Origin of the sequence: Pseudomonas rustica (assembly GCF_049959085.1) — a bacterium.
In the GTDB taxonomy this organism is placed as follows: Bacteria; Pseudomonadota; Gammaproteobacteria; order Pseudomonadales; family Pseudomonadaceae; genus Aquipseudomonas; species Aquipseudomonas rustica.
The window spans coordinates 5565082-5584446 of sequence record NZ_CP188200.1 but is presented as its reverse complement, the minus strand read 5'-3'; the positions used below and the strand labels follow the sequence as shown (position 1 = coordinate 5584446).

Below are 19365 nucleotides of genomic sequence, written 5' to 3'. Positions count from 1 at the left end.
GGATTTAAACAAAATGGAACAAATTGCTCAGCCGAGCTCGACCCGATTTCGTCCTGCATTTTTCGCCCGGTACAGCGCCTGATCGGCTCTTTTCAGCACCAGATCGCTGTGTTCTCCGGCCTTGAACGATGCCAGTCCCATGGAAATGGTGATGGTCACGCGTTCGCCCTTGAAGTGGAACGGGCAGGCCTCGATCGCTGCGCGCAGCGTTTCCAACAGTTTCGCGCCGAGCGCTGGCGGCGTGGCTGGCAGCAACAGCACAAACTCTTCACCGCCAAAACGGGCAATGAAATCGGAACCGCGCAGGCGTTTGCGCAATACGATGGCGATGATTTTCAGCACCTTGTCGCCGGCCAAGTGGCCGTAGTTGTCGTTGATGCGCTTGAAGTGATCGAGATCGAGCATCGCCAGGCTCAGGGTGTTGCCGTGCTGCTGCCACTGCTTGATTTCGTGCTCAAGGCGTTCGCTCCACGCGGCGCGGTTGGGCAGGCCGGTGAGCGGGTCGATCAGGGCTTTCTGGCGTTGTTCCTCAAGGTGTTCGCGGAAGCCTTGGGCTTCCTGTTCCATGTGCGCCACGCGCTCGGACAGGCCTTTGAGCCGCGTCGCCACTTCCTGCTCGCGGGCGTCGCGCTGCTTCTGGTGCTGATCCATGGTGCCGAGCAGGCCTTCCAAATGGTTCTCCAGCACTTGCTTGAGGTCATCCAGATCCGCCGCTTCCTGCACGCTGGTCTGCAAACCATCGACTTGCTCGCGAATTTGCGTGTCCATCGCCCGCGCCGCCGAGCTGTTGTCGGCATGGCCGTCACTGGCGGCTTGCAGATTGCTTTGAAACGCTTCGAGGCGTTCGTTGAGTTGTTGCAGATAGGCTTCGAATTCGTGCTGGCCGCTGTCAGTGATCGCCAGCATCAACGTCGCCAGATCGTCGAGGATCGGGATCAGTTCGTACCAGTTCAAGCCGTGTTTCAGCCGCTCGCGCATCGCCTCGGCTTGCGGACGATGGCGTTCGGGCAGGGTCAGGTCGTCGAGCAGACCGATCAGGGTGTCTTCGATGTGTTTGGCCACGGAGCTGTAGGACGGCTCCGGGGTGTCCGGCAGAGAAAAGAGAATATCTTGCTCGGGTTGTTCCGGGTCGATCGCGGCCAGTGCCTGGGCGATGGGTTCGGGCAGCGGCAGGCTGTCGAGGATCAGCGGGGACGGATCGCTGTGGTGGATCAGTTCGTCGGGGTTGAAGGCAACGTGGGGGGCAGGGGCGGCAATGACCTGCGGTTCCGGCTCGACGGCGATGACTTCTGCTGGAGCGCTGACGGCTTCGCTGGCGACGGTTGGCGGTACGAAGGCGAAGACGTCCGGTTCTGCCTGAATCGCCGTAGCGGGTGTTTCAGTGATCGCAACGCAAGGGGCTTCCTGGATCGGAGGCGCAGCTTTTACCGGTTCAATGGTTGCGGCAGGCGCAATCGGTTCGGGTGCAGCAACCGGTTGAGCAGCTTGAACCGGCGCGGGCGCTTCTGGTGTCGGCGCTTCATCGCTGTCACGACCGCCAAACAGACGCTGCAACAATCCTGGTCGCTCAGGTTCGGCAGGCGCGTCCAACTGACTCAACGCTTTACCCTGCAAACCACTGAGCTCACTCAGCAGCAGCGGCATTTCCCGCGCTGAACCGACGCGGCCATCCAGTTGCTTGGCGAATTTTTTCAGCGGTTGCGCGACTTCGCGAGGCAACGGCAAGGCTTGCAGTTGCGTCACCAGCGCTGTCAGCGCGGTGCTGACCTGATCGATGCGGGTTTCGCGGCGTTGCTCGGAGTCGAGCACGGCTTTTTCCAGACGCGGTAGCAGGGCGGCGAGGCCGGCGTCCATGTCGTCGGTGCGCACCACGTCGCGCATCTCTTTCATGCACTGATCAACGACTTTGTCGGTGCCTTCGGCGGCCAATGTGCTGCGCACCAGCCCGCGACGCAGCAGGTCGAGCCTGGCGGCCCAGCGGCGTTCGAGTTTGTCCTGTTGTTCGATGCTTTTGAGGTATTTCTCTTTCCAGCGCTGGGCGTCGTCGCTCATTCAGGGGTTCCGCGAGGGTCAGGACTCAACGCGGGCAATGCATCAGCCGTGAGCGAACCCGGCAGACGAATCTCTACCGCGACCGGCAGGTGATCGGAAATGGGATGCGCCAGCACTTCGACCTTTTCCAGGGTCAGGGTCGGGCTGAGCAAAATATGATCAAGGCAACGCTGAGGACGCCAGCTGGGGAATGTCGCTTCCACCTGCGGGGCCAGCAGGCCGAGATCGCGTAACGGAGAATGTTGTAGCAGATCGCTGGCGTGGGTGTTCATGTCGCCCATCAACACCTGGTGTTTGTAGCCACCGATCAGTTCACGAATATAGGCCAGTTGCAGGCAGCGGGTTCGCGCGCCAAGGGCCAGGTGCATCATCACCACCACCAGCGCTTCCGGGCCTTCGCCGAAGCGCAGCAGAATCGCGCCACGACCTTTCGGGCCGGGCAGCGGGTGATCTTCAATCGCCGACGGTTTCAGCCGACTGAGCACGCCGTTGCTGTGCTGGGCCAGTCGGCCGAGATTGCGATTGAGTTGTTGATACCAGTAAGGGAAGGCGCCGAGCTGGGCCAGGTGTTCGACCTGATTGACGTAGCCCGAACGCAGGCTGCCGCCATCGGCTTCCTGCAAGGCGACCAGATCGAAGTCGCCGAGCAGGTCGCCGATCTTTTGCAGATTGCCTGAGCGACCGTTGTGCGGCAGCAGGTGCTGCCAGCTACGGGTCAGGTAATGCCGATAGCGCTCGGTGCTGATGCCCACCTGGATATTGAAACTGAGCAGGCGCAGACGTTGGTCTGCGGGCAAGCCCGTGGACTCCAGGTGATGCTCGTTGACCTGCGGGTCATGTAGGCCAACGATGCGTTCAGACTTCCAGCGGCGCATGGCGGGGGCGGCGCTTAGTTGGCTGCAGCCTTGGTTGCCGCTCGCTCTTTGGCGACCAGTTGGTCAGCCAGTTGCAGCGCTTGTTCGGCACCACCGGCAGAGCCGATGTCAAAGCGGTACTTGCCGTTGACGATCATGGTTGGAACGCCAGTGATTTCATACTTCTTGGCCAGTTCGCGAGCTTTTACGATCTGACCTTTGATGGCGAACGAGTCGAAAGTGGCGAGGAACTTGTCCTTGTCCACGCCTTGGGTGGCGAGGAAGTCAGCCATCTCGTTCTTGTCGGTCAACTTTTTGTGTTGTTTCTGGATGGCTTCGAAAACCGCCGCGTGAACCTTGTGCTCGACACCCATCGCTTCCAGGGTCAGGAACATTTGGCCGTGAGCGTCCCACGGGCCGCCGAACATCGCCGGGATACGCACGAAGTTAACGTCGGACGGCAGTTTTTCAACCCACGGGTTGATCACTGGCTCAAAGGCGTAGCAGTGCGGGCAGCCGTACCAGAACAGCTCGACCACTTCGATCTTGCCAGGCTCTGCAACCGGTACCGGGTTGGCCAGTTCCACATAAGGGGCGGCTGGGGCTTCGGCGGCTTGGGCGGTGACGCCGAACAGGCTGGCAGCGACGAGAGCGGCGCTGATGATCAGATTACGCATGCTTTACTCCTGGACAATTTTGGTCGCCTCGCGCGACCTGTTTTCAGACAGATCCTGGCGGGCATGAGTTCTGTAGTGTAACGGCAGCGGCCACAAAAAAGGGCGGCCAAAGCCACCCTTTTTATACTTGCTGCGACGGATTAATCGAGCGTTAACATTGCAGGAGATATCAACTCCAGCATTGGATCACGCAACCCCCCTGTAGGAGCTGCCGAAGGCTGCGATCTTTTGATCTTAAGCCTCGCTCAACGCCCGATCCGGCGCGCTTAGTGCAGACCCTGAATGTAGCTGGAGACCGCTGCGATGTCTTCGTCACTCAAGCGCTTGGCGATAGTCTGCATGGTCATGGTGTCGCCGTCGTTGGTACGGCCGCCTTCTTCCTTGCGGAAATCGCTCAGCTGCTTGGCGATGTATTGAGCGTGTTGGCCACCCAGGTGCGGGAAGCCGGCAGCGGCGTTGCCGGCGCCATTCGGCGAGTGGCAACCGGTGCAGGCTGGCAGGCCTTTGGCGAGGTTGCCGCCACGGAACAGCGCTTCACCGCGAGCGACGATCTTCGGATCGGCGGCGCCGACGCTGCCTTTCTGGCTGGCGAAGTAGGCGGCGATGTCGGCCAGATCCTGATCGCTCAGGTTGGTCAGCAAGCCGGTCATTTCCAGAACGGTGCGCTTGCCCGACTTGATGTCGTGCAGTTGCTTGGTCAGGTAGCGTTCACCTTGACCGGCCAGTTTTGGAAAGTTTGGCGCCATGCTGTTGCCGTCCGGGCCATGGCAGGCTCCGCAAACGGCGGCTTTTGCCTGGCCCGCTGCGGCATCACCGGCAGCATGGGCGAAGCCTGAGATTCCCACGGTCAACAGCAGACTCACGATCAATTTGTTCATCAGCTAATCCAACTACGGCTAAGGGTTAAGTTATGGACCGGGTTTACTCGCTCATCCAAAGGATGATGGCTTGGTAATCCTCGGCACTGCAGTCCATGCACAAACCACGCGGCGGCATCGCCTTGAAACCCTGGGTCACGTGTTGCACCAGCGTCTCCATACCTTTCGCCAACCTCGGCGTCCAAGCTTCCTGATCGCCTCTTTTGGGCGCCATGGGTAGTTGGCCGGAATGACAGGCACCACAAACACGGTTGTACACAGCTTCCGGATCCTGTGTAGCCTGTGCGCTGTAAAGCGGCATCAAGACTCCGGCAGCCAGCAGCCATTTCGTCATAAAACGACCTTTTCAGGGTTGAGAGCGTTCTGCGTTCTAATGCGCAATCAAAGTCTGTCGCTCTCGTGAACTTCATCCTTCGCTGGGACAAAGCACACACAAAATCTGCGGCATTATATACTGGCGTCACTGAAACGGAAGCGACACCGCGTTCCGCGCCCAATCCCGGCGCCGCCCACATCGGAAATCCCATGCAACTCAAGAATCCCATCCTCGGCCTGTGCCAACAGTCCACGTTCATGCTCAGTGCCGCCAAAGTCGATCAATGCCCTGACGACGAAGGCTTCGAAGTAGCGTTTGCCGGCCGTTCCAACGCCGGTAAATCCAGCGCGCTGAACACATTGACTCACGCCAGCCTGGCGCGCACCTCGAAAACGCCGGGTCGCACACAGCTGTTGAACTTCTTCAAGCTAGACGAAGATCGCCGTCTGGTCGACCTGCCGGGCTACGGTTATGCAAAAGTACCGATCCCGCTGAAGATGCACTGGCAGCGTCACCTTGAGGCTTACCTCGGTGGCCGCGAGAGTTTGAAGGGTTTGATTTTGATGATGGACATCCGTCATCCAATGACCGACTTCGACCTGCTGATGCTCGACTGGGCCGTTGCGGCCGGCATGCCGATGCACATCCTGCTGACCAAGGCCGACAAACTGACCTACGGCGCAGCCAAAAACACCCTGCTCAAAGTGCAGTCGGAAATTCGCAAAGGCTGGGGCGATCAAGTCACCATCCAACTGTTCTCCGCACCAAAACGCATGGGTCTGGAAGAGGCCTACACTGTACTGGCCGGCTGGATGGAACTGGCTGACAAAGGCGCCGAGGCGGCAGCCGAGTAAGTCGGGATATGGAAATTTGTTTGTAGTGTGTTCAGGCAAGGCGAAAGGGCAGTGAAAAGCGGAGTTTAGGGGACCTAAATGAGCATTTGAGCTGCGCTTTCAACGCAGCATGAACGCGCTACAGACAAATTTTGGGCAAAAAAAGCCCCGGATTTCATTGGGGAGGGAGAAATTCCGGGGTTTAAGTTCCGAACCGCTAGGGCGGGGTTCAGATATCTGCCAACACTTAACACAACATAGGAGCATTGAAGGGCTTCACCAGCCATTCAGTAACTCTGAGTAGTGACCTTCCAGATTAGTTCAGATTATTTTCAAAAAGCTTTGGAATAACCCCAAGCGCTTTTCGAAATAAGCAGGATTTATCAGGTCTGCCGCGACGCTATGTCGCGGCGACCGGCATCAAATGGCTCAGTGAGCCTCATCCCAATTGTTGCCCACACCCACTTCGACCAGCAGCGGTACATCCAGTTTCGCCGCTTCGCTCATGTGCACGCGGATTTCGGCGCTGACCTGCTCGACCAGATCCTCGCGAACCTCCAGCACCAATTCATCGTGTACCTGCAGGATGACGCGAGCGTCCAGCCCGGACGTCGCCAGCCATTCATCAACAGCCACCATGGCTTTCTTGATGATATCGGCAGCCGTGCCCTGCATCGGCGCGTTGATCGCCGTGCGCTCGGCGGCAGCGCGTTCCTGCGGCTTGTTCGAGTTGATCTCCGGCAAATACAGACGACGACCAAAGAACGTCTCGACATAACCCTGATCCGCTGCCTGCGCGCGGGTGCGATCCATGTACTCGCGAACCCCCGGATAACGGGCGAAGTAAGTGTCGATGTAAGCCTTGGCAGTCTTGGTGTCGACGCCGATGTCCTTGCCGAGCTTCTGCGCGCCCATGCCGTAAATCAGGCCGAAGTTGATCGCCTTGGCGCCACGGCGCTGATCGGAGCTGACTTCGTGCAGTTCGACCTTGAACACTTCGGCAGCGGTGGCGGTGTGCACGTCGAGATTGTTGCGGAAGGCGTTCATCAGGCCTTCGTCCTTGGACAGGTGCGCCATGATCCGCAGTTCGATCTGCGAATAGTCCGCTGCCAGCAGTTTGTAGCCTTTCGGCGCGACGAACGCCTGACGGATACGGCGGCCTTCAGCGGTACGCACCGGAATGTTCTGCAGGTTGGGATCGCTGGAGGACAAGCGACCGGTCGACGCTACCGCCTGATGATACGAAGTGTGGATACGCCCGGTACGCGGGTTGATCTGCTCCGGCAGGCGATCGGTGTAAGTGCTTTTCAGCTTGCTCATCGAGCGGTGCTCCATCAGCACCTTCGGCAAGCGGTGATCGTCTTCAGCGAGTTTCGCCAACACTTCTTCAGCGGTGGACGGCTGACCCTTGGCGGTCTTCTTCAGCACTGGCAGACCGAGTTTCTCGTAAAGAATCACGCCCAACTGCTTCGGCGAGCCGAGGTTGAATTCTTCACCGGCGATCTCGAACGCTTCGCGCTCCAGCGCGACCATTTTGTTGCCCAACTCGATGCTCTGGATGCCGAGCAGCTCCGCGTCAACGAACGCGCCCTGGCGTTCGATGCGCGCCAGCACCGGCACCAACGGGATTTCGATGTCGGTCAGCACGCTGGCCAGACTCGGGATCGCGCTGAGCTTTTCGAACAAAGTCTGGTGCAAACGCAACGTGATGTCAGCGTCTTCGGCGGCGTACGGCCCGGCCTGTTCCAAGGCGATCTGGTCGAAAGTCAGCTGCTTGGCGCCTTTGCCGGCGATGTCCTGGAAGCTCACGGTGGTGTGATCCAGATACTTCTGCGCGAGGCTGTCCATGTCGTGGCGGGTGGCGGTGGAGTTGAGCACGTAGGACTCAAGCATCGTGTCGAAGGCGATGCCGCGCACGGTGATGCCTTGGCTCTGATCACCACCGATGGCGCAGTTGGCCAGAATATTCATGTCGAACTTGGCGTGCTGGCCGACCTTGAGCTTGCTCGGATCTTCCAGAATCGGCTTGAGTGCACGCAGCACGGTGTCGCGATCGAGCTGCTCTGGCACGCCGATGTAGGAGTGGGTCAGCGGAATGTACGCGGCCTCGTTGGCCTGCACGGCGAACGACAGACCGACCAGTTGCGCCTGCTGCGCGTCGATGCCGGTGGTTTCGGTGTCGAAGGCGAACAGTTTGGCGTTATTGAGTTTTTCCAGCCAGACATCAAAACGTGCCTGATCGAGGATGGTTTCGTACGCCGCTTCGGTCGGAGCAGCAGGAGTTTCGATGTCTGGCGCGCTGAAAAGATCGCCAGCCGGCGCAGGCTCGCTGGCCGCGCTCAATTCCAGGCGTTTGGCGTCGCGATCCAGATCATTGATCCAGCTTTTGAATTCCAGCAGCGAGTACAGCTCGTAGAGCTTGGCCGGGTCTTCTGCGCCCATTTGCAGATCGTCGAGTTCGACGTCCAGCGGCACGTCGATCTTGATCGTCGCCAGTTGATAGGAGAGGAATGCCATCTCCTTGTGCTCTTCGAGCTTGGCCGGCAGGGTTTTCGCGCCGCGAATCGGCAGGGTCGGGACGATGTCGAGATTGGCGTACAACTCGGTGAGGCCACCGTTGACGCCGACCAGCAAGCCGGAAGCGGTCTTCGGGCCGATGCCTGGAACGCCCGGAATGTTGTCGGACGAATCGCCCATCAGCGCCAGATAATCGATGATCTGCTCCGGTGCGACGCCGAATTTCTCCTTCACGCCTTCCACGTCCATCGAGCTACCGGACATGGTGTTGACCAAGGTAATGTGGCCATCGACCAGTTGCGCCATGTCCTTGTCGCCGGTGGAGATGATCACCGGACGATCCGCCGCCGCGCTGCTGCGGGCGAGGGTGCCGATCACGTCATCGGCCTCGACGCCTTCCACGCACAGCAGCGGGAAACCGAGGGCGATCACGCTCTGGTGCAACGGCTCGATCTGCACGCGCATGTCGTCGGGCATGCTTGGGCGATTGGCTTTGTATTCGGCGTACATCTCATCGCGAAATGTCCCACCCTTGGCGTCGAACACCACGGCGAACGGGCTGTCCGGGTACTGCTTGCGCAGACTCTTGAGCATGTTCAGCACGCCTTTGACCGCACCGGTCGGCAGGCCTTTGGAAGTGGTCAGTGGTGGCAGCGCGTGAAAGGCGCGGTACAGGTAAGACGAACCGTCCACCAGGACGAGGGGGGCTTGGCTCATGAGCAGGATCAACCTTTTCGGCGGGTCCGGCGCTAGAATAGCGGGACCGTTGACGACAAAGGGACAAGGTTATCATGCGTACGTTAAATCGCTTGCTGCTGGTCGGTCTGATTGCTGCCTCACCGTTGGCCGCGATGGCGGCGGATGATGCACCGACAGGGGAGCCGGAAGTTACCATCCGCACGGAAGGCGACAAGACCATTCAGGAGTACCGCCAGAACGGTTTCCTCTATGCGATCAAAGTGACCCAGAAAGGCTTTCCGCCATACTTTCTGGTGCGTGCCGACGGGACGGATGCCAACTTCATCCGCTCGGATCAGCCGGATATGCTGATTCCGTCATGGAAGATTTTCGAATGGAAGTAAGTTTTTAATTCACCCGGCGCCGCAATTGGCGGCGCCCGTACTGGCAGTTAAAACATGTCTGTGTTCACGCCCCTGGCTCGGCCCGAGCTGGAAACCTTTCTCGCCCCTTACGGGCTAGGCCGTCTGCTTGATTTCCAGGGGATCGCCGCCGGCAGCGAAAACACCAATTTCTTTATCAGCCTGGAGCAGGGCGAATTTGTCCTGACCCTGGTTGAACGCGGCCCGGTGCAGGAGATGCCGTTCTTCATCGACCTGCTCGACGTGCTCCACGAAGCTGATCTGCCGGTGCCGTACGCACTGCGCACCACAGACGGCGTGGCGTTACGTGAGCTGAAAGGCAAACCGGCGCTGCTGCAACCGCGCCTGTCGGGCAAGCACATCAAGGTCGCCAATGCCCAGCATTGCGTGCAGGTCGGCGAATTGCAGGCGCATCTGCACCTGGCGACGCAGGGCGAGCGCATGATCAAGCGCAAGACTGATCGTGGCCTCGACTGGATGCTGGAGGAGGGCAATGAATTTCTCTCACACCTGAGCGATGAGCCACGGGCCTTGCTGCAAAAGGCGCTGGATGAAATCAGCGAGCGTAAAGAGAAGATTCTCGCGCTGCCTCGGGCGAACATTCATGCGGATTTGTTTCGCGATAACGCGATGTTCGAAGGCACGCACCTGACCGGGCTGATCGACTTCTACAACGCCTGCTCAGGGCCGATGTTGTACGACGTGGCGATTGCCTTGAACGACTGGTGTTCGGATGAAGAAGGTTTGATCGATGGCCCGCGTGCCCGCGCATTCCTTGGCGCTTATGCGGCGCTACGGCCGTTCACGGCGGCGGAGGCTGAGTTGTGGCCAACGATGCTGCGGGTGGCGTGTGTGCGGTTCTGGCTGTCGCGGTTGATCGCGGCGGAGCAGTTTGCCGGGCAGGACGTGTTGATTCACGATCCAAAAGAGTTTGAGCAGAAATTGGCGCAGCGGCAGCAGGTGCACACACCGTTGCCTTTCGCGCTTTAAGATCTAAAGATCGCAGCCTTCGGCAGCTCCTACATGAAATCACCTGTAGGAGCTGCCGAAGGCTCGGGCCGCGTTCGGACGATCTTTTTTCTATGGGTTTACAGAGATTCCAGGCACCCGGCCAAATCATTACCCAACTTTTCCAACACCTGCTCATAGCCCTGAGCCGTCGCCGGGGTGTACCCGCCCAACGCATCCAGCTCAGCCAGTTTCACTGGCAGGCCAGCGACCAAGGTTTCGGCCAGACGCGGACGCAACGGTGGCTCGCTGAACACACAAGTCTTGCCCACTTCCTGCAAACGCTTGCGCATCGCTGCGACATGCTGCGCGCCCGGTTGCACTTCGGCGGCCACGCTGAACACCCCGGTGTGCTTCAGGCCGTAAGCCTCTTCAAAGTAATCAAACGCCTCGTGAAAGACGAAGTACGGCTTGCCTTCTACGCTGGCCAGACGCTGCTTCAAGCGCTGATCCAATGCATCCAGACGCTCATCAAACGCCTTGGCATTGCTCTGATAGCGCTCGGCATTCGCCGGGTCGGCAGCGCTGAGGTCTGCGGCCATCTTGTCGGCGATCACTCGCGCATTCACCGGCGACAGCCACAAATGCGCATCCAGTGTGCCTGGGCGGTGATCGTGATCATGCTCGTCGGCGTCTTCGGCGTGGGAATGGCTGTCTTCAGCGAAACGGCGCAGCTTCATACCTGGCAGATCCTGCACCGCCACGCTCGGCAGCGTACGACCGTTCAGCACGCGCGGCAGGAAACCTTCCATGTCCGGGCCGATCCAGTAAAGCAGATCCACCGATTGCACCTTCCGTACGTCGGATGGCCGCAGCGCGTAATTGTGTGGCGAGGCACCCGGCGGCAGCAGCACTTCGGGAATCGCCACACCGTCCTGCACGGCCGCTGCAATCAGCTGCAACGGCTTGATGCTGGTGAGGACTTTGACCTCGGCCTGAGCCGAACCGATCAGCAGAAAACTGGCGACAAAAGCCACAAAAACAGAAAAAAGTCGGGACACGATGACCACTCAAGGAGGCGAGAACGGGTAACATAATAACGTCTCTATCAAAACTCGTCGCCGCCCATGCCTATTACACCGATTGCCAGCCGTCCCCACGACCACTCTCATTGCGTGCACAGCGCTTTGTCCGAGGCCGATACCTTGTGCGCCCAGAAAGGCTTGCGCCTGACCGCGTTGCGCCGCCGGGTGCTGGAATTGGTGTGGCAAAGCCACAAGCCGCTGGGCGCCTACGACATTCTCGCCGTGCTCAGCGAGCAGGATGGCCGCCGCGCCGCGCCGCCAACCGTGTACCGTGCGCTGGACTTCCTCCTGGAAAACGGCCTGGTGCACCGCATCTCTTCGCTCAACGCCTTCGTAGGCTGCGTCCATCCGGAGCACGCGCATCAGGGCCAGTTCTTGATTTGCCGCGAATGCCACGCCGCCATCGAACTTGAGCAAAAAGTGATCAGCGACGCGATCATCAACAGCGCCAAAGACGTTGGTTTCATCGTCGAAGCGCAGACCGTCGAAGTCGTCGGTCTGTGCTCCGGTTGCCAGGGGGCTTGATGAGCAATGCGCTGATCCGTCTGGAACAGGTCGCCGTCACGTTTGCCGGGCAGACCGTCCTGGACAACATCGAGCTGAGCGTCGAGCCGGGGCAGATCGTTACACTGATCGGCCCCAACGGCGCCGGCAAGACCACGCTGGTGCGCGCCGTGCTCGGGCTGTTGAAACCGAACAGCGGCAGCGTCTGGCGCAAGCCGAAACTGCGCGTCGGCTACATGCCGCAAAAACTCCACGTCGATCCGACCTTGCCGCTGTCGGTGCTGCGCTTTCTGCGTCTGGTGCCAGGCGTTGACCGTCCGCGTGCGCTGGCCGCGTTGAAAGAAGTCGGCGCCGAGCACGTCATCGACAGCCCGGTGCAAAGCGTTTCCGGCGGTGAAATGCAGCGCGTATTGCTGGCGCGGGCATTGCTGCGCGAGCCGGAATTGCTGGTGCTCGACGAGCCGGTGCAAGGCGTCGACGTCGCTGGGCAAGCCGAGTTGTACAGCCTGATCACACGTCTGCGCGATCGCCATGGCTGCGGCGTGCTGATGGTGTCCCACGATTTGCATCTGGTGATGAGCACTACCGACCAGGTGGTCTGCCTCAACCGTCACGTCTGCTGCTCCGGGCATCCCGAGCAGGTCAGCGGCGATCCGGCGTTTGTCGAGCTGTTCGGCAAGAACGCGCAGAGCCTGGCGGTCTATCACCACCATCACGATCACGCTCACGACCTGCACGGTTCGGTGGTCAAAGGGCCGGTGATTGGCCAACCTCACGTTCACGGAGACAACTGCAAGCATGGCTGATTTTCTGTTGTATGCCCTGCTTGCAGGTCTGGCGCTGGCGATCGTTGCAGGTCCGCTGGGTTCGTTCGTGGTCTGGCGGCGCATGGCCTATTTCGGCGACACCCTGTCCCACGCCGCGCTGCTCGGTGTGGCGCTGGGCTTTTTGCTGGATGTCAGCCCGACGGTCGCGGTTACCGTAGGCTGCCTGCTGCTGGCGGTGCTTTTGGTGACTTTGCAACAGCGCCAACCGCTGGCGTCTGACACGCTTTTGGGAATTCTCGCACCGAGCACGCTCTCTCTCGGCCTGGTGGTACTAAGCTTCATGCATGAAGTGCGGATCGACCTGATGGCCTATCTGTTCGGCGACCTGCTGGCGATCAGCCCGACTGATCTGGCGTGGATCCTCGGCGGCAGCGCGGCGGTGCTGGTGTTGCTGGTGACGTTGTGGCGGCCATTGCTGGCGATCACCGTGCACGAAGAATTGGCCAAGGTCGAAGGCCTGCCGGTCGCTGGCCTGCGCATGGCGCTGATGTTGTTGATTGCGGTGGTGATTGCGGTGGCGATGAAAATCGTCGGTGTGTTGCTGATTACTTCACTGCTGATCATTCCGGCGGCTGCGGCACAGCGTCACGCCCGATCGCCGGAGCAAATGGCGGTCGGCGCGAGCCTGCTGGGTATGGTCGCGGTGTGTGGCGGCCTTGCTTTGTCATGGTTCAAGGACACCCCGGCAGGCCCGTCAATCGTTGTGACGGCGGCCGCACTGTTTCTGCTGAGTTTTGTTCTGCCCCATCGTGGGGTGTAGACTTGGCCGCTTTTTGCGCAAATAGAGAGTCGCAGGAATGAAGCCGTTCGCCTCCCGTTATCTGCTCCTTGTCGCATTTTCAGTGCTACTGGGCGCCTGCCAAAGTACCCCACCGGTGGTTGAAACCCCCGATGCGCGGGCTACGGCCATCACACAGCTGGAGCAAAGCCTGGCCAGCAGCGAATTGGCCACCGCTGAAGACCAATTGGCCGCTTTGCAGAAAGAAACTCCCAATGATCAATCCCTTGAGCAATACCAGCGGCAATTGGCCGAAGCGTATCTGCGTCGCAGCCAGATCGTGTTGCAGAAGGGTGATGTGAATGCCGCCGCTACGGCGCTGAGCCGTGCCCGCGTGCTGATGCCGAAAGCGCCGGCGCTGACCGGTGGCGTCAACGGCGCGATTACTGAAGCGCGCAAGGCTGAGCTGGAGAAGGCTGAAGCAGCGCTGCTGGCCGCTGAGGCCAAGCCGAAAGCCAAGGTGATCGATCCGACCGCCGAGAGCACCACGGTTGCGCTGAACATCACCGATAGCCACAAACTTCGCCGCCAACTGGATGCGATCGCCGCCGATGTGGTGAATTATGAGTGTGGGGTGACGATTCAGGCACCACGGACGAATGATTATCCTTGGTTGTCGACGTTGCTGACCAAGCGGGTTAAGAAGCTCAACCCGGATTTTGATCTGAAAATCGAGAAGCAGATCGTGCGCACGGTGCCGGCGCAGATGGTTTTGAGTCCGCGTAAACCGTAAAAAGATCGCAGCCTGCGGCAGCTCCTACATGGGATTGAGGTACACCCTGTAGGAGCTGCCGAAGGCTGCGATCTTTTGCTTTTTAAGCTGGAATCGCTTTCGCCTTAGGCTCACGATCCCAAACCCGATGCTGCCCAATCGCAGCAAAGAACGGCTTGGTCAGCCCCGGTACATCCTTGCCTTGCAACAACCCGGCATCCGCTTCCAGTTTCAGCAGATCCTGCAGCTGCTTGGCATCACCCTGCAACGCAATCGCCTTCAAATGCTTGTAGGCCTCCAGCACGTAGTGCAACGCCACGCCGTCACCGCTCAGCGCCTTGACCGACGCCGCACCACCCGGCACAAACACCGCATCGAAAATCACCGACGGCATGCCTTCCATCGAAGCATCCACAGGCAACATTTTACCGTCCGCAGTTTTCACCGGCGCCGAAGTCGGGCCGAGCAATTTGGCGTGCGCACCTTCCGCCGCCAATGCCTTCTTCATCGCATCAATCGCCGCACCATCGACACCGTTGGCAGCAAGGATCGCCACTTTGCGGGTTTTGATGTTCTCTGGCAGCAGATTCGCCTGGCTCAACGCTGGCGAGTGATCGAACGACACCTTGCGTGCATCCACCGTGCCTTTGGTAGGCGCAGGCAGACCCAGGTTGGCCGCGACACGCTTGGCCAGTTCCAGATCGATGTTGGCCAGAATCTCGTTCACCTCGCGCGCGCGGATGAACTCGCGTTCAACCTTGCCCAGCTCGAAGCTGTAAGCGGCGATGATGTGCTCTTTCTCGTGGTCGCTCATGCTGTTGAAGAACAACGTCGCTTGGGAAAAGTGATCGCTGAACGACTCGCTGCGCTGACGGATCTTGTTCGCGTCGATACGCTCTGGATAACTTTCAAAACCACCGTCCTGCGCGGCAGGCGGGGTTTCTTTCGGCCAGCCGCCATCAATCGAGTTCGGCTCGTAGGAAGCACGGCCCTTGTCGATCACCGTACGGTGCTGCGCATCGCGCTGACCGTTGTGGAATGGCGCGACCGGGCGGTTGATCGGCAGCTCATGAAAATTCGGCCCACCGAGTCGGCTGATTTGCGTATCGGTGTAGGAAAACAACCGACCTTGCAGCAGCGGGTCATTGGAGAAGTCGATGCCCGGCACGATGTGGCCAGGGCAGAACGCAACCTGCTCGGTCTCGGCGAAGAAGTTGTCCGGGTTACGGTTCAACGTCATTTTGCCCAGCGGCGTGATCGGCACGATTTCTTCGGGGATCAGCTTGGTCGGGTCGAGGATGTCGAAATCGAAGTCGTGCTCGTTTTCCTCCTCGATGATCTGCACACCAAGTTCCCATTCCGGGTAGTCGCCCATCTCGATCGCTTCCCAGAGGTCGCGACGGTGGTAGTCAGTGTCTTTACCGGCAAGCTTCTGCGCCTCGTCCCACACCAGCGAGCAAGTGCCGGCAGTAGGGCGCCAGTGGAATTTGACGAAGCGCGATTTGCCTTCGGCGTTGATCAGCCGGAAGGTGTGCACGCCGAAGCCTTGCATGCTGCGCAGGCTTTTCGGGATCGCCCGGTCAGACATCGCCCAGATGACCATGTGTGCTGATTCCGGCACCAGCGAGACGAAATCCCAGAAGGTGTCGTGGGCAGAGCCACCGGTAGGGATTTCATTGTGCGGCTCGGGTTTCACTGCGTGGACGAAGTCGGGAAACTTAATCGCGTCCTGAATGAAGAAGACCGGCATGTTGTTGCCGACCAGGTCGAAGTTGCCTTCATCGGTGAAGAACTTCACCGCGAAGCCACGCACGTCGCGTACGGTATCGCCGGAACCACGCGGGCCCTGCACGGTGGAAAAGCGCACAAACACCGGCGTCTTTTTCCCCGGATCCTGTAGGAAACCGGCCTTGGTCAGCGTCGAATGGTTCTCGTAAGCCTGAAAGAAACCATGCGCGCCAGTGCCGCGCGCGTGGACGATGCGCTCCGGGATGCGTTCATGGTCAAAGTGCGTGATTTTTTCACGCATGATGAAGTCTTCAAGCAGCGATGGCCCGCGCGGGCCGGCCTTCAGGGTGTTCTGGTTGTCAGCAATCTTGACGCCCTGATTGGTGCGCAGGGCTTGGCCAGTGGCGTCGGAGCGGAATTTCTCCAGGCTGTCGAGTTTGGCGTTGGTGTTGGCTCGATCCGGGGCATCGGTTCCGGCCATCTGGCTTTTGTCGGACGTAGGCTTCTTGCTCATCAGTCGTAAACTCCTCGGTTGACCCCGTGTTTGCCGGGGACTCTTGAGTGGTTCCCGGGCACGGCACCCAGGGTTTTCAAGTCGCTTACTTAGTGACTGATGAGGCGCTCGGAGCGTTCCTTTTTTATGACCTTTGATCTTGTTATTGCCAAATCGAAGGTTAATTGCGAAATAAATGCTAAGAACCTCTATACGGACAGGCTAAAATGCGCGCCCGGCTAACCGCTGATCCTTTTCTAACGCGCCCCACAAGGTTCGCTACGTGATCGAGTTTCAAAACGTCCACAAGACTTACCGCGTCGCCGGTAAGGATATTCCCGCGCTGCACCCGACCAGTCTCTCGATTGAGAACGGTCAGGTCTACGGCCTGATCGGCCATTCCGGTGCGGGAAAAAGTACCCTGCTGCGTCTGATCAATCGCCTGGAAGATTCCAGCGGCGGCAAGATCTTTGTCGACGGTGAAGAAGTCACCGCGCTCGACGCCAAAGGCCTGCGCCGTTTCCGTCAGCAAGTCGGGATGATCTTCCAGCACTTCAACCTGTTGGCCTCCAAGACCGTCGCCGACAACGTTGCGTTGCCGCTGACCCTGGCCGGTGAATTATCGACCAGCGAGATCAATCAGCGTGTGGCTGAACTGCTGGCGCGCGTTGGTTTGTCCGACCACGCCAAAAAGTACCCGGCGCAATTGTCCGGCGGCCAGAAGCAGCGCGTCGGCATCGCCCGCGCTCTGGCGACCAAGCCGAAGATTCTGCTGTGCGACGAGGCCACCAGTGCCCTCGACCCGCAGACCACGGCCTCGGTGCTGCAACTGCTGGCCGAGATCAACCGCGAGCTGAAACTGACCATCGTCCTGATCACCCACGAGATGGACGTGATCCGTCGCGTCTGCGATCAAGTGGCGGTGATGGACGCTGGCGTGATCGTCGAGCAAGGTTCGGTGGCCGATGTGTTCCTGCATCCGCAGCACCCGACCACCAAGCGTTTTGTCCAGGAAGACGAGCAGGTCGATGAAGGCGAGCAGCGTGATGATTTCGCGCACGTGCCGGGCCGTATCGTCCGTCTGACGTTCCAGGGCGAAGCGACCTACGCACCGTTGCTTGGTACCGTCGCCCGGGAAACCGGGGTCGACTACAGCATCCTCGCCGGTCGCATCGACCGCATCAAAGACATCCCCTACGGGCAATTGACCCTGGCCGTCACCGGTGGCGACATGGAAGCGGCCTTCGCCCGCTTCACCGCCGCTGATGTCCACATGGAGGTGCTGCGTTAATGGAAATGTTCGACGCTGCAATCAAGAATTACGACGCCGCGATAGAAGCCATCAAGCTGTTCTTCCAGAACATCGACTGGCTGGAAATCGGCCTGGCGACCAACGACACCATGATGATGCTCGGCGGCTCGCTGCTGTTCACCGTGTTGCTCGGCCTGCCGCTGGGCGTGTTGCTGTTTCTCTGCAGCCCGCGCCAGTTGCTGGAAAACCGCGTTCTCTACGCGATCATGTCGTTGGCGGTGAACATCCTGCGTTCGCTGCCGTTCATTATTCTGTTGATCGTGATGATCCCGCTCACCGTGCTGATCACGGGTACGTCGCTGGGCGTGGCCGGTGCGATTCCGCCGCTGGTGGTGGGTGCCACGCCGTTCTTCGCGCGTCTGGTGGAAACCGCGCTGCGTGAAGTCGATCGCGGCATCATCGAAGCGACCCAGGCCATGGGCGCGACCACGCGGCAGATCATTCTCAACGCATTGCTGCCAGAAGCCCGTCCGGGCATCTATGCAGCGATTACGGTGACGGCGATTACACTGGTTTCCTACACGGCAATGGCCGGTGTGGTCGGCGCCGGTGGTCTGGGTGATCTGGCGATCCGTTTCGGCTACCAGCGTTTCCAGACTGACGTGATGATCGTCACCGTGGTGTTGCTGCTGATTCTGGTGCAAGTGCTGCAGATGGTGGGCGACCGTTTGGTCGTGCATTTCTCGCGCAAATAAGCGGTTTTGTATTGAACAGATGAGCCGGCCATTCGCTGGCAGGCGCCAGACGGGCGCCTCATAAGGAGTTAGCTGAATGAAAAAACTGATCGCTGCTTTCGCTGCCGTTGCAGCATTCTCGGCCCACGCCGAAACCCTGACCGTTGCCGCCACTCCGGTGCCGCACGCAGAAATCCTCGAGTTCGTGAAGCCAGCCCTGGCCAAAGAAGGCGTGGATCTGAAGGTCAAGGTCTTCACCGACTACATTCAGCCGAACGTACAGGTCGCCGAAAAGCGTCTGGACGCCAACTTCTTCCAGCACCAGCCGTACCTCGATGAGTTCAACAAGGCCAAAGGCACTAATCTGGTCGCCGTGACCGGTGTGCACCTGGAGCCGCTGGGTGCTTACTCGAGCAAGATCAAAGATCTGAAAGACCTGCCAAGCGGCGCCAACGTGGTGATCCCGAACGACGCCACCAACGGCGGCCGTGCGCTGTTGCTGCTGGCCAAGGCTGGCGTGATCACGTTGAAGGATCCGACCAACATCCTGTCGACCGTCAAAGACATCGCGACCAACCCGAAAGACCTGAAAATCCGTGAACTGGAAGCCGCGACCATCCCGCGCGTGCTGACACAGGTCGACCTGGCGCTGATCAACACCAACTATGCGCTGGAAGCCAAGCTCGATCCGTCCAAGGATGCGCTGGTGATTGAAGGTAATGATTCGCCGTACGTGAACATCCTCGTGTCCCGCCCGGACAACAAGGACAGCGACGCGATGCAGAAACTCGCTGCTGCGCTGCACAGCCCGGAAGTGAAGAAATTCATTACCGAGAAGTACAAAGGCGCGGTGCTGCCGGCGTTCTGATTTAGATTGCTGCAACGAAAAAAGGGGACGCCATGAGCGTCCCCTTTTTTGTGTCTGGTGTTCGGCTTTGGAACTGTTGTGAAGCTGCCCCTCACCCCAGCCCTCTCCCGAGGGAGAGGGGGCCGATCTTCAAGATTTTCGAGCCTGAGTTCGACTCACAATTGCAGGTCGGCGCAACTCGAAAAAACACCTAGGTCAGTCCCCTCTCC

18 protein-coding genes are annotated in these 19365 nt (G+C 59.6%); 10 read left to right on the top strand and 8 right to left on the bottom strand.

Annotated features, from left to right (window positions below):
• Positions 1-27: 27 nt before the first annotated feature.
• The 5 genes from ACP3TY_RS25325 to ACP3TY_RS25305 all read right to left on the bottom strand — a co-directional run bounded on the left by ACP3TY_RS25325 (position 28) and on the right by ACP3TY_RS25305 (position 4795).
• Entirely contained in the window at positions 28-2052 is a 2025-nt protein-coding gene (locus ACP3TY_RS25325; RefSeq protein WP_426618745.1) for a diguanylate cyclase, read from the bottom strand.
• Positions 2049-2927 (bottom strand): endonuclease/exonuclease/phosphatase family protein, encoded by an 879-nt coding sequence (locus tag ACP3TY_RS25320; RefSeq protein ID WP_426618744.1) that lies wholly within the window; start codon positions 2925-2927, stop codon positions 2049-2051. The genes ACP3TY_RS25325 and ACP3TY_RS25320 overlap by 4 nt, the downstream gene beginning before the upstream one ends.
• Positions 2928-2941: 14 nt before the next feature.
• On the bottom strand, positions 2942-3583 hold the full coding sequence (gene dsbA / locus ACP3TY_RS25315; RefSeq protein ID WP_159813385.1) for a thiol:disulfide interchange protein DsbA: 642 nt from the start codon (positions 3581-3583) through the stop codon (positions 2942-2944).
• Positions 3584-3849: 266 nt separating this feature from the next.
• Positions 3850-4461, bottom strand: coding sequence for a c-type cytochrome (locus tag ACP3TY_RS25310; protein ID WP_426618743.1), 612 nt, complete (start codon positions 4459-4461; stop codon positions 3850-3852).
• A 43-nt stretch (positions 4462-4504) separates the two neighbouring features.
• The gene (locus tag ACP3TY_RS25305) at positions 4505-4795 is read right to left on the bottom strand and encodes a c-type cytochrome (RefSeq protein ID WP_053125398.1); all 291 of its coding nucleotides are present in this window, start codon (positions 4793-4795) and stop codon (positions 4505-4507) included.
• Between the two features lie 191 nt (positions 4796-4986).
• Between ACP3TY_RS25305 and yihA the strand changes: the two genes are divergently transcribed.
• Positions 4987-5631, top strand: coding sequence for a ribosome biogenesis GTP-binding protein YihA/YsxC (gene yihA / locus ACP3TY_RS25300; RefSeq protein ID WP_122604724.1), 645 nt, complete (start codon positions 4987-4989; stop codon positions 5629-5631).
• Positions 5632-6039: 408 nt separating this feature from the next.
• On the opposite strand, the gene polA is transcribed toward yihA, so the two are convergent.
• The gene (polA, locus tag ACP3TY_RS25295; RefSeq protein WP_159813383.1) at positions 6040-8844 is read right to left on the bottom strand and encodes a DNA polymerase I; all 2805 of its coding nucleotides are present in this window, start codon (positions 8842-8844) and stop codon (positions 6040-6042) included.
• Between the two features lie 74 nt (positions 8845-8918).
• On the opposite strand from polA, the gene ACP3TY_RS25290 reads away from it, so the two are divergent.
• Both ACP3TY_RS25290 and ACP3TY_RS25285 read left to right on the top strand, forming a co-directional pair.
• On the top strand, positions 8919-9209 hold the full coding sequence (locus ACP3TY_RS25290) for a DUF2782 domain-containing protein (RefSeq protein WP_159813381.1): 291 nt from the start codon (positions 8919-8921) through the stop codon (positions 9207-9209).
• A gap of 54 nt (positions 9210-9263) precedes the next feature.
• Positions 9264-10217 carry a homoserine kinase gene (locus ACP3TY_RS25285; RefSeq protein WP_426618742.1) on the top strand — a complete coding sequence of 318 codons (954 nt, stop codon included), beginning with the start codon at positions 9264-9266 and terminating at the stop codon, positions 10215-10217.
• Between the two features lie 98 nt (positions 10218-10315).
• On the opposite strand, the gene ACP3TY_RS25280 is transcribed toward ACP3TY_RS25285, so the two are convergent.
• Positions 10316-11236 (bottom strand): zinc ABC transporter substrate-binding protein, encoded by a 921-nt coding sequence (locus ACP3TY_RS25280; protein ID WP_158959395.1) that lies wholly within the window; start codon positions 11234-11236, stop codon positions 10316-10318.
• Positions 11237-11302: 66 nt separating this feature from the next.
• Here ACP3TY_RS25280 and ACP3TY_RS25275 point away from each other — a divergent pair, with 66 nt between their 5' ends.
• From ACP3TY_RS25275 to ACP3TY_RS25260, 4 genes are read left to right on the top strand one after another with little or no spacing between them, the layout of a single operon-like run.
• Positions 11303-11785, top strand: a complete 483-nt coding sequence (locus ACP3TY_RS25275; RefSeq protein WP_053125415.1) for a Fur family transcriptional regulator — start codon at positions 11303-11305, stop codon at positions 11783-11785.
• On the top strand, positions 11785-12570 hold the full coding sequence (gene znuC / locus ACP3TY_RS25270; protein ID WP_053125416.1) for a zinc ABC transporter ATP-binding protein ZnuC: 786 nt from the start codon (positions 11785-11787) through the stop codon (positions 12568-12570). The genes ACP3TY_RS25275 and znuC overlap by 1 nt, the downstream gene beginning before the upstream one ends.
• The gene (znuB, locus tag ACP3TY_RS25265) at positions 12563-13351 is read left to right on the top strand and encodes a zinc ABC transporter permease subunit ZnuB (protein ID WP_426618741.1); all 789 of its coding nucleotides are present in this window, start codon (positions 12563-12565) and stop codon (positions 13349-13351) included. The genes znuC and znuB overlap by 8 nt, the downstream gene beginning before the upstream one ends.
• A gap of 37 nt (positions 13352-13388) precedes the next feature.
• Positions 13389-14102, top strand: a complete 714-nt coding sequence (locus tag ACP3TY_RS25260; protein ID WP_426618740.1) for a PA5502 family lipoprotein — start codon at positions 13389-13391, stop codon at positions 14100-14102.
• An 82-nt stretch (positions 14103-14184) separates the two neighbouring features.
• On the opposite strand, the gene katE is transcribed toward ACP3TY_RS25260, so the two are convergent.
• Positions 14185-16326: a catalase HPII gene (katE, locus tag ACP3TY_RS25255; RefSeq protein ID WP_426620524.1), complete on the bottom strand. Its 2142-nt coding sequence runs from the start codon at positions 16324-16326 to the stop codon at positions 14185-14187.
• Positions 16327-16585: 259 nt separating this feature from the next.
• Between katE and ACP3TY_RS25250 the strand changes: the two genes are divergently transcribed.
• The 3 genes from ACP3TY_RS25250 to ACP3TY_RS25240 all read left to right on the top strand — a co-directional run bounded on the left by ACP3TY_RS25250 (position 16586) and on the right by ACP3TY_RS25240 (position 19156).
• A complete protein-coding gene (locus tag ACP3TY_RS25250) occupies positions 16586-17593 on the top strand; it encodes a methionine ABC transporter ATP-binding protein (protein WP_007911748.1) in 1008 nt (335 codons plus the stop codon).
• A 5-nt stretch (positions 17594-17598) separates the two neighbouring features.
• Positions 17599-18309, top strand: a complete 711-nt coding sequence (locus ACP3TY_RS25245) for a methionine ABC transporter permease (protein WP_172680176.1) — start codon at positions 17599-17601, stop codon at positions 18307-18309.
• A gap of 76 nt (positions 18310-18385) precedes the next feature.
• Entirely contained in the window at positions 18386-19156 is a 771-nt protein-coding gene (locus ACP3TY_RS25240) for a MetQ/NlpA family ABC transporter substrate-binding protein (protein WP_159813371.1), read from the top strand.
• Positions 19157-19365: the final 209 nt, after the last annotated feature.